The organism is Pseudomonas sp. GM50, assembly GCF_000282375.1.
GTDB lineage: Bacteria > Pseudomonadota > Gammaproteobacteria > Pseudomonadales > Pseudomonadaceae > Aquipseudomonas.
In genome coordinates, this window is sequence record NZ_AKJK01000069.1 from 1 (window position 1) to 12,996 (window position 12,996).

General features: G+C 60.6%; 9 protein-coding genes. 5 read left to right on the plus strand and 4 right to left on the minus strand.

The annotated features are described in order from the left end of the window. The coding region (locus tag PMI30_RS12660; RefSeq protein WP_008010688.1) for a putative bifunctional diguanylate cyclase/phosphodiesterase at window positions 1-1,800 on the plus strand (1,800 nt) is incomplete at its 5' end. 263 nt (window positions 1,801-2,063) lie between these two features. Beyond that, the gene (locus PMI30_RS12655; protein ID WP_007901312.1) at window positions 2,064-2,810 is read left to right on the plus strand and encodes an SDR family oxidoreductase; all 747 of its coding nucleotides are present in this window, start codon (window positions 2,064-2,066) and stop codon (window positions 2,808-2,810) included. 150 nt (window positions 2,811-2,960) lie between these two features. Here the strand turns inward: PMI30_RS12655 and mapR are convergent, their stop codons facing one another. The 3 genes from mapR to PMI30_RS12640 all read right to left on the minus strand — a co-directional run bounded on the left by mapR (window position 2,961) and on the right by PMI30_RS12640 (window position 6,369). Then, window positions 2,961-4,370: a GntR family transcriptional regulator MpaR gene (mapR, locus tag PMI30_RS12650; protein ID WP_032835628.1), complete on the minus strand. Its 1,410-nt coding sequence runs from the start codon at window positions 4,368-4,370 to the stop codon at window positions 2,961-2,963. Window positions 4,371-4,509: 139 nt separating this feature from the next. Further along, complete coding sequence (gene ccoG / locus PMI30_RS12645) at window positions 4,510-5,940, minus strand: cytochrome c oxidase accessory protein CcoG (protein ID WP_008010699.1); 1,431 nt, start codon at window positions 5,938-5,940, stop codon at window positions 4,510-4,512. 195 nt (window positions 5,941-6,135) lie between these two features. Next, entirely contained in the window at window positions 6,136-6,369 is a 234-nt protein-coding gene (locus PMI30_RS12640; RefSeq protein WP_008010703.1) for a DUF3203 family protein, read from the minus strand. A 133-nt stretch (window positions 6,370-6,502) separates the two neighbouring features. Between PMI30_RS12640 and PMI30_RS12635 the strand changes: the two genes are divergently transcribed. Beyond that, complete coding sequence (locus tag PMI30_RS12635; protein ID WP_008010705.1) at window positions 6,503-7,009, plus strand: MgtC/SapB family protein; 507 nt, start codon at window positions 6,503-6,505, stop codon at window positions 7,007-7,009. Here PMI30_RS12635 and PMI30_RS12630 read toward each other — a convergent pair whose 3' ends face one another. Continuing rightward, the gene (locus tag PMI30_RS12630; RefSeq protein WP_007901322.1) at window positions 7,010-7,195 is read right to left on the minus strand and encodes a hypothetical protein; all 186 of its coding nucleotides are present in this window, start codon (window positions 7,193-7,195) and stop codon (window positions 7,010-7,012) included. Between the two features lie 216 nt (window positions 7,196-7,411). Here PMI30_RS12630 and PMI30_RS12625 point away from each other — a divergent pair, with 216 nt between their 5' ends. Together PMI30_RS12625 and treS are read left to right on the plus strand one after the other, a co-directional pair. Then, window positions 7,412-9,409: an alpha-1,4-glucan--maltose-1-phosphate maltosyltransferase gene (locus PMI30_RS12625; RefSeq protein WP_008010706.1), complete on the plus strand. Its 1,998-nt coding sequence runs from the start codon at window positions 7,412-7,414 to the stop codon at window positions 9,407-9,409. A 244-nt stretch (window positions 9,410-9,653) separates the two neighbouring features. Continuing rightward, the gene (gene treS, locus PMI30_RS12620; protein ID WP_008010711.1) at window positions 9,654-12,995 is read left to right on the plus strand and encodes a maltose alpha-D-glucosyltransferase; all 3,342 of its coding nucleotides are present in this window, start codon (window positions 9,654-9,656) and stop codon (window positions 12,993-12,995) included. Window position 12,996: the final 1 nt, after the last annotated feature.

Below are 12,996 nucleotides of genomic sequence, written 5' to 3' on the forward strand. Positions count from 1 at the left end.
TGGCTGGTCAGCCAGCCACAATTGCCGGCCTGGCAACTGGCGTTCGGCGCGCTGGTCATGGGCGCCGGCATCAGTGCGATGCATTACACCGGCATGGCCGCCATGCGCATGCAGCCGGGCATCGATTACGACCCCGCACTGTTTAGCGCCTCGCTGCTGATCGCCGTCGGCGCGTCAGGTGCAGCGTTATGGATCGCCTTCCACCTGCGCCAGCACACGCCGTATGTTCGCCTGTTCCGCGGCGGTGCTGCGGTGATCATGGGCATCGCCATCGTCGGCATGCACTACACCGGCATGGCCGCGGCGCGTTTTGCCGACGGCAGTTTCTGTGGTGCGGCGGTCGACGGCTTGAACGGCAAGGGCCTGGACAACCTGGTGCTGATCACCACCCTCGCGGTGTTGAGCATCGCCTTGCTGACGTCGATCCTCGATGCGCGGCTGGAGGCTCGCACCGCGGAGCTCGCCCAATCACTGACCGAGGCCAATCGCGAACTCACCCAGCTGGCGCTGCACGACACCCTGACCGGGTTGCCGAACCGGGTGTTGCTGGCCGACCGTATCGATCAGGCGATGTCGAGGGTGCAGGAGCAGGGCGGCTGTTTTGCGTTGATGTTCATTGATCTGGATGGTTTCAAACCGGTCAACGATGCCTTCGGACACCACATGGGCGACCAGCTGCTGCGTGAGGTCGGCCTGCGCCTGCGTGAAGATTTGCGCAGCCAGGACACTCTGGCGCGGATCGGCGGCGATGAATTTGTGCTGCTGGTGCAACTGACCGAGCCGAACGATGTACTGAGCCTGGCGGCCCGTCAGGTCGGGCTGATCGGGCGTTCGTTCCGGGTGGCGGAACATGAATTGCAAATTTCCGCCAGCGTCGGCATCGCGCTCTACCCCGGTAACGGTCAGACCGCCGAGGAATTGCTGATGAACGCTGACGCCGCGATGTACCACGCCAAGGGCGCCGGGAAAAATGGCCATCGCTTCTTCGATGCCTCGATGAACAGCAACGCACGCAAACAGCTTCAGTTGCTGCAAGACCTGCGCAACGCCCTCGATCAGCAGCAATTCAGCCTCTATTACCAGCCCAAGTTCGACGCCGGCCATGGCCGGGCGGTGGGCGCCGAGGCGTTGCTGCGCTGGATGCACCCGACGCAGGGCATGCTGCAGCCGGACAGCTTCATCGATCTTGCGGAGAAGACCGGGCTGATCATTCCGATCGGCGAGTGGGTGCTCAACGAAGCCTGCCGTCAGATGCGCGAGTGGTACGAGCTCGGTTACACCGACTGGCGCATCGCGGTGAACCTCTCGGCCTTGCAGTTCTGCCACGCCGGGTTGGTCCAGAGTGTCGCCAAGGCCTTGGCCACTCATCATTTGCCGGCCAACAGCCTGACCCTGGAAATCACCGAAACCACCGCCATGAGCGACGCCGATGCGAGCATGACGGTGCTGCAGGAACTCTCGGATATGGGCGTCGACCTGTCCATTGATGACTTTGGCACCGGCTATTCGAGCTTGATGTACCTCAAGCGTTTGCCGGCCAATGAACTGAAGATTGATCGGGGCTTCGTCCGCGATCTGGAACACGACAGCGACGATGCGGCCATCGTCTCGGCCATCGTCGCCCTCGGCCAGGCGCTTGGCTTGCGGATCGTGGCCGAAGGGGTGGAAACCGATGTCCAGCAAGACTTCCTGACCCAACTCGGATGCGACTCGTTGCAGGGTTATCTGCTGGGACACCCGCTGCCGGCCGATCGCTTCATGGCCGATATTCACCGTGGGGAGCAATTGGCTACTGGTTGATGGACCCCTGTGGCGAGGGGGCTTGCCCCCGTTCGGCTGCGAAGCAGTCGTAAATTCAGGCAACTCGGTCAGGATGAAAAATCGAAGGGGGCCGCTTCGCGGCCCAACGGGGGCAAGCCCCCTCGCCACAGAGCCCCCTTGCCACGGTAAGCCCCTCACCACAGGTTTGTGTCATTGGAACTGACGCAGATTCATGCAAAACCCGCCGATGGCGGTTATTCTTGGCCCCGACTGCTTACGCTTGTAACGGGGGAAATGCCAGCATGGACAAAGTCATCGTCATCACCGGCGCAAGCCGCGGAATCGGCGCCGCCACGGCCCTGTTGGCCGCAGAACAGGGCTATCGGATATGTATCAACTATCAGTCCGATGAGCAGGCGGCGCACAGTGTGCTGGAACAAGTCCGCGCACTCGGCGCCCAGGCCATTGCGGTACGCGCTGATGTCAGCATCGAAGACGAAGTGATCGGCCTGTTCCACCGCGTAGACACCGAACTCGGTCGGGTCACGGCGCTGGTGAATAACGCCGGCACCGTCGGGCAAAAGTCGCGGATCGACGAAATGTCTGAATTCCGTATTCTGAAAATCCTCAAAACCAACGTCCTGGCGCCGATCCTCTGCGCCAAACACGCGATCCTGCGCATGTCGCCCAAACATGGTGGGCAGGGTGGCAGCATCGTCAACGTGTCGTCGGTCGCTGCCCGCTTGGGTGCCCCCAGCGAATATGTCGACTACGCCGCGTCCAAAGGCGCGCTGGACACCTTCACCATCGGTCTGTCCAAGGAAGTGGCGGGCGAGGGTATTCGCGTCAACGCCGTGCGCCCGGGTTACATCTACACCGATTTCCATGCACTGAGCGGTGATCCGGATCGGGTCAGCAAGCTGGAATCGGCGATCCCGATGGCTCGAGGTGGGCGACCGGATGAAGTGGCTGAGGCGATTGTGTGGTTATTGTCGGATAAGGCATCGTATGCGACCGGGACTTTCGTCGATCTGGGTGGTGGGCGTTAAACCTTAAGGTTGGCGCCGTCTGTTCTGACCTCATCGCGAGCAGGCTCGCTCCCACAGTGGATCTGTGTGAACACATCATGTGTGAGCATGACCGAACCCTGTGGGAGCGAGCCTGCTCGCGATAGCAATCGATCAAACGACATCAAACTTTCAGAACGACCGCACAATCCGCCCCAACGTCTCCATCGCCTTCTCGGAATCCTCAGTCCACGGGCTGCCGTAATTCAACCGAATACAATTCCTGAACCGCTGGGTCGGTGAAAAGATCGGCCCCGGCGCGATGCTGATCCCTTGCGCCAATGCCATCTGGAACAACTTCAACGAATCCATCTGCGACGGCAGTTCCAGCCACAAAAAGTACCCTCCCGCCGGCTGACTGACACGCGTCTGGGCCGGGAAGTACCGTGCAATAGCCGCGAGCATCGCGCTTTGCTGTTCTTCCAGGGCGTAGCGCAGTTTGCGCAGGTGCCGGTCGTAGCCGCCGTGTTGCAGGTAATCGGCGATGGCGGCCTGGGCGGGCATTGAGGCGCAGAGCGAGGTCATCAGTTTCAGGCGTTCGATTTTCTGCGCATAACGCCCGGCGGCGACCCAGCCGATGCGATAACCGGGGGCCAGGCTCTTGGCGAACGAACCGCAATGCATCACTAGTCCTTCGGTGTCGAAAGCCTTGGCCGGTTTTGGCGCCTGTTGGCCGTAATAGAGCTCGGCGTAGACGTCGTCTTCAATCAGCGGCACCTGGTGGCTGCGCAACAGCTCCACCAGTTCCTGTTTCTTCGCCTCGGGCATGGTCGCGCCCATCGGGTTCTGGAAACTGGTCATGCACCAACAGGCTTTGATCGGATGCCGTTCCAGCGTCTGGGCGAGCACGCCGAGGTCGATGCCGTCGCGTGGGTGGACCGGAATTTCCACGGCTTTGAGCTTCAGCCGTTCCAGCACTTGCAGGCTGGCGTAGAACGCCGGGGCTTCGATGGCCACCAGGTCGCCGGGTTCGGTCACGGCTTGCAGGCACAGGTTCAGGGCTTCGAGGGCGCCGTTGGTGATCAGCAGTTCTTCCATCGGCAGCATCAGCCCGCCGACCATGTAGCGCAGGGCGATTTGTCGACGCAATTGCGGGTTACCCGGCGACATATCGGTGACTACCATGCGCGGGTCCATTTCCCGGGCGGCACTGGCCAGCGAGCGAGACAGGCGTTGCAGCGGAAACAGCGTGGGGCTGGGGAAGGCCGAGCCGAAGGGCACGGTGTTCGGGTCCTTGATCGAGTCCAGCACCGAGAACACCAGTTCGCTGACGTCGACTTCGGTGGACTCGTTGACCTGGCTGCTGATCACCGGCTCCGAGAACGGGCTCGGTGCATGGGTATTGACGAAGTAACCGGAGCGCGGCCGAGCGCGGATCAGGCCACGGCGCTCAAGCAGGTAATAGGCCTGGAACACCGTGGACGGGCTGACCCCGTAAGTCTGGCTGGCGTAGCGCACCGATGGCACCCGCTGGCCGGGACCGAGGACGCCGGAGCGGATCAGTTCAGCGATGTCATCGGCGAATTTTTCGTAGCGTTTCATCAAGTGCCCGGGTTGGATAGTCATTCTGGAGAATCGGGGTGGCTCATTCGCGGGCAAGCCTCGCTCCTACACACACCACCGCACTGTAGGAGCGAGGCTTGCCCGCGAATGAGCGCGAAGCGCTCGCCATCTTAATGGCTCAACGGTTCATCGGTGCAACAAACCGGCTCTTGGCCACGCTGTTGATGTCCGGCTCATCGCTGTCGACAATCTTGAAACTGATGGTCTGCGAGCTGCTGCTCGGGCGATCCGTGGTCATGGCCACCGATACCGGCACGTCGACGATCTCTCCGGGGGCCAGGCTCAGTTCAGTCTTGCCTTGCAGCTGGAAGCCGTCGCCATCGACCAGCGTCAATCGATAATCCTGACGTTGCTGGGTCTTGTTGATGACCTTCAGGCTGTAGATATTTTCGATCTGGCCTTCACTGTTCTCGCGGAACAGGCCACGGTCCTTGCTCACGTCCAGCGACACCATCGGCCGCTCTATCAGCGCCAGGGCGAGAGCGCCGATCATCACCAGCAGCACGGCGGTATAACCGATCAGTCGCGGCCTCAGGAGGTGGGTTTTGCCACCCTGGAGTTCATGCTCCGAGGTGTAGCTGATCAGCCCACGGGCGTAGCCCATTTTGTCCATGATCGAATCGCAGGCGTCGATGCACGCGGCGCAACCGATGCACTCCATCTGCAAACCGTCGCGGATGTCGATACCGGTCGGGCAGACCTGCACGCACAATTGGCAATCGATGCAATCACCCAGTCCGACCTCGGCAGGTTTCACCTCACGTTTGCGCGGGCCACGGTTTTCGCCGCGGGCCACGTCGTAGGAAATGGTCAGGGTGTCCTTGTCGAACATCACGCTCTGGAATCGCGCATACGGGCACATGTGCATGCACACCGCTTCGCGCAGCCAGCCGGCATTGATGTAAGTGGCGCCGGTGAAGAACAGCACCCAGAACAGACTGACCCCGCCGATTTGCAAGGTCAGCAGTTCTTCGGCCAGTGGCCGGATCGGTGTGAAGTAGCCGACAAAGGTCAGGCCGGTGAGCAGGCTGATCGCCAGCCACAGGGTGTGTTTGGCCGAGCGGCGGATCAGTTTGTTCAGGCCCCAGGGCGCGGCTTGCAGCTTGATTCGCTGGTTGCGCTCGCCTTCGGTGATCTTCTCGCACCACATGAAGATCCAGGTCCAGGAACTCTGCGGGCAGGTGTAACCGCACCAGACCCGGCCTGCGAACACGGTGATCGCAAACAGGCCGAACGCAGCAATGATCAGCAGCGCCGACAGCAGGATGAAATCCTGTGGCCAGAAGGTCGCGCCGAAGATGTGGAATTTGCTTTCGGAAAGGTCCCAGAGCACTGCCTGGCGGCCACCCCAGTTCAGCCACACAGTGCCGAAGAACAGCAGAAACAGAACCCCCGCGCCACTCATGCGCAGGGTGCGGAACAAACCCGTGAAGCTGCGGGTGTGGATCAGGTTGTCGCTGGACTTGGCCTTTATCTTTGGACGCAAAGGCTCATTGCTTTTTAAAAATGAGGAATTTTCAACGGTTCGGACGGGGATTCTATCGCTCATGGTCTTTCGCTCATCAGCCTCCATCAGGCCAGAGCACTATGACCAGCGATCTGTTTGCATAACAGACTCAGCTAAAGCAATAAAAAGCGGATCAGATGAGTTTCTGGCACTCGCCTGCGACAACTTGATGCACCCGCAGCGGCTGGCCGCAAACGCCTATGCCAGGTGTTTGCGGCGTGTGTTGATGCGGGTCAGTCAAATCACCGAATCACTGTCCGTGGCCTTCAAATGCCGGCGACCGTCCACTGCGCCTGCTACGGTCAATGCATCGGCTTCTGCTTCGGTGATGTAGATGCGCTGGCCGTCGAGGTCCACCGCTGACATGGATTTTTCCGCGTCGGTGATGATGGTGACGTCGGGGCAAAGACGAATTTCTTCGCCGTTCCTGGTGATGAAGAAGCAGGTCTGGTTTTCGATGCGCACGGTCATGGGGGTGTCCTTTTTTGCAGGTTCCAGATCGTTAGGACGCATCTGCCGCTCATCGTTCTGTGCAACCGATTAATGGTGGGGGCGGTCCACCGTTTATCGAGTGACTTCCATTGATCATCATAAGGACCGCGTCATGGACGCCTGGTGGCATGAGGTTTGGGTGACGCTGCAAGCAGAGTTCGCTGACATCGGCGACGCGTCACAACTGACGCGCATTACCGTGCGATTGCTGATAGCGGCCTTGTTGGGCGGCATTCTCGGTTTCGAGCGTGAACAGAAGGGCAAGGCCGCCGGGATTCGTACCCATATGCTGGTGGCGTTGGGCGCGGCGCTGTTTGTACTGGTGCCGCAGATGTCAGGATCCCAGGCCGATGCCATGAGCCGGGTGGTGCAGGGCGTGATCGCCGGCATCGGCTTTCTTGGTGCCGGGACTATCCTGAAAAACACCGATGGTGATGAAAGCCACGTCAAAGGCCTGACCACCGCCGCCGGTTTGTGGATGACGGCGGCGATTGGCGTTTCGGCCGGGATGGGCCGCGAGGCGACAGCGGTGCTCAGTACGTTGCTGGCGTTGGTGATCCTCGGTGTGATGCCGGTCGTGGTGCGCCAACTGGAAAAGGATCGCACCCCGCGCGACTGATCACTCCGGGGTGACGATTTCCGGCGGCTGGACGGTTGGTGGCTCTTCGCGCGGTGGCGGGTTGGTGCCCGGCGGTTCCTGTTCGGGGACCGGGGCGGGCTCAGTCGGCGGTGTTGGCTGTGTCGGCGGTACCGTCGGCTCATCGATGTTCGGATCGGGTGTCTCGGCCGGGATTGGAATGCTCATCGCTACAGTCTCCAGTGGCAGATGGCGTGAGTCGTGCTTAAGTTGGTTGACCCGTGCGCAGGGGATTTGATTCCCCGAAAGACTTGGCAAATCCCTCTGAACTTTTACCGGCGCCTGCTGTTCGGAACTTAAGTGAGTTCATGTCGGGGCAGACCGCTTCGTGTGAACGACGACCAGGCACAAGAGCGTCCTTGGGGCGTTAAGGAGAGATGCTCGATGACCGCTGAAAAACCCACAGAGTTGAGCTACAACCCTCATATACCGCTGTCGCAGGCGTTACTGCTGCCGCGGATCGTGATTGAAAACACCATGCCGACCCTCGATGGCGGGCAATTCGCCGTTAAAGCCGTGGTCGATCAGGATGTGGTGGTGACCAGCAAGGTGTTTGCCGACGGTCACGACAAGCTGGCCGTGCGCATTCGCTGGCGTGCCGAGGGCGACGAAACCTGGCAGAGCGAGGTGATGGCCGAGCTGGGCAACAACGGCTGGCAGGGCCAGTTTCGTGTGCAGAAGCAGGGCCGTTATGTGTTCTGCCTCGAAGCCTGGATCGATCAGTTCGCCAGCTTTTGTTATGAACTGAAAAAAAAGCACGACGCCGGCGTCTCGGTCAGCCTGGAGTTGCAGGAAGGGCGCACCCACGTCCAGCAGGCCGCCGAACGCTCTGAAGGCCCGCTCAGTGAACAACTGGCGGCGTTGCACCATGAGCTGTCCGGCCTGCTCGAAACCGAGCAGGTCGCCTTGTTTCTGCACCAACGCAGCGCGGACTTGATGGCCCAAGCCGACCATCGTCCCTTCCTGAGCCTGAGCCCTGAATACCCGGTGGACGTGGAGCGAGATCTGGCACAGTTCGCCAGTTGGTATGAACTGTTTCCGCGTTCGATCACCGACGATCCGGCCCGTCACGGCACCTTCAACGACGTGCATTCGCGGCTGGCGATGATCCAGGACATGGGCTTCGACGTGTTGTATTTCACGCCGATCCACCCGATCGGCCGCAGCTACCGCAAAGGCCCGAACAACTCGTTGATCGCCGGCCCCGACGATCCGGGCAGCCCTTACGCCATCGGCAGTGAAGAGGGCGGGCATGAGGCGATTCACTCGGAACTGGGCAGCCGCGAGGATTTTCGCCGGCTCGTCGCGGCCGCCGCCGAGCATGGGCTGGAAGTCGCCCTCGACTTTGCGATTCAGTGTTCCCAGGACCACCCGTGGCTCAAACAGCACCCGGGCTGGTTCAACTGGCGGCCGGACGGCACGATCAAATACGCCGAGAACCCGCCGAAGAAATACCAGGACATCGTCAACGTCGATTTCTATGCCGTGGACGCGATTCCCAGCCTTTGGATCGAGTTGCGCGACATCGTCGTGGGCTGGGTCAAGGAGGGCGTGAAACTGTTTCGCGTCGACAACCCTCACACCAAACCGTTGCCGTTCTGGCAGTGGATGATCGCCGATGTGCGGGCGCTGTACCCCGAGGTGATCTTCCTGGCCGAAGCCTTTACCACCCCGGCGATGATGGCGCGCCTGGGCAAGGTCGGTTACTCCCAGAGCTACACCTATTTCACCTGGCGCAACACCAAGACCGAGCTGGCGACCTATTTCACCGAACTCAATGAGTCGCCGTGGCGTGAATGCTACCGGCCGAATTTTTTCGTCAACACGCCAGACATCAATCCGGCGTTCCTGCATGAATCCGGACGCCCCGGTTTTCTCATCCGTGCCGCGCTGGCGACCATGGGCTCCGGCCTGTGGGGCATGTATTCGGGGTTTGAGCTGTGTGAAGCGGCACCGGTGCCGGGCCGGGAGGAATACCTCAATTCCGAGAAGTACGAAATCCGCCCACGGGACTTCAACGCGCCGGGCAACATCATTGCCGAAATCGCCCAGCTCAACCGCATCCGCCGACAGAACCCGGCGTTGCACACGCACTTGGGCCTGAAGGTCTACAACGCCTGGAACGACAACATTCTGTACTTCGGCAAGCGCAGCGTTGATGGTAGCAATTTCATTCTGGTGGCGGTCAGCCTCGATCCGCATCACGCCCAGGAAGCGAATTTCGAATTGCCGCTGTGGGAAATGGGCTTGCCCGATGATGCCGTCACCCAGGGCGAAGACTTGATGAACGGCCACCGCTGGACCTGGCACGGCAAGTACCAGTTCATGCGGATCGAACCGTGGCATCTGCCGTTCGGGATCTGGAGGATTACTACTTCTTGACTGTGGTGAGCAGGATCTGTGGCGAGGGGGCTTGCCTGTGGCGAGGGGGCTTGCCCCCGTTGGGTCGCGAAGCGGCCCCCAAATAACCCAAATAACCCAGACAACCCATTCCCCCTGCCAGATTCAGATACACAGATTTTACGACTGCTTCGCAGCCGAACGGGGGCAAGCCCCCTCGCCACAAAAGCACCCTCACCATCAGTTGGTGCTCGGCTCATGACGAATTCTTCAACAGGAGTTACAAATGGCGAAGAAACCCAGGTCAGCCACCTTCATCAAGGACCCGCTCTGGTACAAGGATGCGGTGATCTACCAGGTTCACATTAAGTCTTTTTTCGACTCCAACAACGACGGGATCGGCGACTTTCCAGGCCTTATCGCCAAACTCGATTACATTGCCGATCTGGGCGTCAATACCATTTGGCTGTTGCCGTTCTATCCCTCGCCACGGCGCGACGACGGTTACGACATCGCCGAATACCGTGGCGTACACCCTGACTACGGCACCTTGGCCGATGCCAAGCGCTTCATTGCCGAGGCCCATAAACGCGGCCTGCGGGTGATTACTGAATTGGTCATCAACCACACCTCGGACCAGCACGCGTGGTTCCAGCGCGCGCGCAAGGCCAAGCCCGGTTCGGCGGCTCGCGACTTCTATGTCTGGTCCGATGACGACCAGAAATACGACGGCACCCGCATCATTTTTCTCGACACCGAAAAGTCCAACTGGACGTGGGACCCGGTGGCCGGCCAGTACTTCTGGCACCGCTTCTATTCCCACCAGCCAGACCTGAACTTCGACAACCCGCAGGTAATGAAAGCGGTGCTGTCGGTGATGCGCTACTGGCTCGACATGGGCATCGATGGCCTGCGGCTGGACGCGATCCCGTACCTGATCGAGCGCGACGGCACCAATAACGAAAACCTGCCCGAGACCCACGACGTCCTCAAGCAGATCCGTGCCGAGATCGACGCAAACTATCCCGACCGCATGTTACTGGCCGAGGCCAATCAGTGGCCGGAAGACACTCAGTTGTACTTTGGCAACACCTCTGTCGACGGCCAGAACGGCGACGAATGCCACATGGCCTTTCACTTCCCGCTGATGCCGCGCATGTACATGGCGCTGGCCCAGGAAGATCGCTTCCCGATCACCGATATTCTGCGCCAGACCCCGGAAATTCCCGCGAACTGCCAGTGGGCGATTTTCCTGCGCAACCACGATGAGCTGACCCTGGAAATGGTCACCGACCGGGAGCGCGATTACCTGTGGAATTACTACGCGGCCGACCGTCGGGCGCGGATCAATCTGGGGATTCGCCGGCGTCTGGCGCCGTTGATGGAACGTGATCGTCGTCGCGTGGAATTGCTTAACAGCCTGCTGCTGTCGATGCCCGGCACGCCGACCCTGTATTACGGCGATGAAATCGGCATGGGCGACAACATCTACCTCGGCGACCGCGACGGTGTGCGCACGCCGATGCAGTGGTCGATCGACCGTAACGGCGGGTTCTCCCGCGCCGACCCGGCCAGCCTGGTGTTGCCGCCGATCATGGACCCGTTGTACGGCTACCTGTCGGTCAACGTCGAAACCCAGGCCGGTGACCCTCATTCATTGTTGAACTGGAACCGGCGCCTGCTCGCGGTGCGCAAGCAGTCCAAGGCCTTTGGTCGTGGGACGCTGAAGATGCTCTCGCCGAGCAATCGACGGATTCTGGCGTATACCCGCGAATTCACCGGACCGGACGGCAAGCACGAGGTTATTTTGTGCGTGGCCAACGTGTCCCGCAGCGCACAAGCGGCGGAACTGGATCTGTCGGCTTACGTCGGCATGGTTCCGGTAGAGATGCTCGGCGGCAATGCGTTCCCGCCCATCGGCCAGTTGAATTTCCTGCTGACGCTGGCGCCTTACGGTTTCTATTGGTTCGGGCTGGCGGCGGAAAACCAAATGCCGAGCTGGCACGTGGAGCCGGCGCAAAGCCTGCCGGACTTCACCACCCTGGTGCTGAAGAAACGCATGGAAGAGCTGCTCGAAGCGCCGTCCCGCCACACCCTGGAGCAGGGCATCCTGCCGAGCTGGTTGCAAAACCGCCGCTGGTACGCCGGCAAGGACGGCATCATCGACAACGTCAACCTCGCTTACGGCGTGCGTTTCGGCGACCCGCTGCATCCGGTGCTGTTGGGTGAAATCGACGTCACCAGCGGTGGGCAGACCAGCCGCTATCAGTTGCCGTTCGGTTTTATTTCCGAGGAACAGGTTGGCGCGGCCTTGCCGCAGCAATTGGCACTGGCCAGAGTCCGGCGCGGGCGTCAGGTCGGTTTGATCACCGATGCCTTCAGCCTCGACAGCTTTGTTCATGCGGTGTTGCAGAGCATGCAGGCAGGCATGGTGTTGCCGTCCGACGGCGGCGAGATCCGTTTCGAGCCTACCGACGAACTGGCCAGACTCGGGCTTACTGCCGAGTCGGAGGTGCGGTACCTGTCCGCCGAGCAATCCAACAGTTCGGTGGTGATCGGCAGCAGCCTGGTGCTGAAACTGATCCGCAAGGTCGCGTCAGGCGTGCACCCGGAACTGGAAATGAGTGCATACCTGACCCATGCCGGTTTCCAGAATATTTCGCCGCTGCTGGGGGCCGTGATTCGTCGCGATGCGGCGGGTGAGGACACGCTGTTGATGATCGCCCAAGGCTATTTGAGCAATCAGGGCGACGCGTGGGAATGGACCCAGAACAACCTCGAACGGGCGCTTCGCGACGAACTCGCTGACGCTATGTCCGAACAGGAGCAGCACTACAACGCCCTCGGCGAGTTGAAGGATTTTGCCGGCATGCTCGGCCAGCGCCTGGGGGAAATGCATCAGGTGTTGGCGGCCCCGAGCACCAACCCGGACTTCGCGCCACAAATCACTACCCAGAAAGATGCCCTGGCCTCAGCCAAGGACGTGACGGCGCAACTGGAACATGCCCTGAAGCTGCTCAAGCAGCATCAAACTGAACTGAGCGCGGCGGACCAGGCATTGGTCAGTCGCTTGCTGGACAACAAAAAAGCCATCCTCAGCCATGTCCAGGAACTGGGTAAAAAGGCCGCTGGCGGCTTACGTATTCGCGTCCATGGCGACTTGCACCTGGGGCAGGTGCTGGTGATCAAGGGCGATGCCTACCTGATCGATTTCGAGGGCGAACCGGCGCGGCCGCTGCATGAGCGCCGAGGCAAACACAGCCCTTATAAAGATGTCAGCGGCGTGTTGCGCTCCTTCGATTATGCGGCGGCGATGGCGATCAACGTGCACAACGTCGATAACACCGCCGATGCCCAGGCGGCGCGTCAACGGGTCGCCGATCGTTATCTGAAAGAGGCGCGGCAAGCATTTGTCGACGCTTATCGGCTGGCGGCAGCTAGTCTTGCTCATGCATGGCAAGATCCTGAAGGCGAGGACGCCGCACTGGCGTTGTTCGGACTGGAGAAGGCGGCTTATGAAGTGGCCTATGAGGCTGAAAATCGCCCCACCTGGCTGCCCGTGCCGTTGCACGGTCTGTACGGGTTATTGAGTGGGCTCAAACCCTTTTCCGATCTTGGTGGAGAGTAGT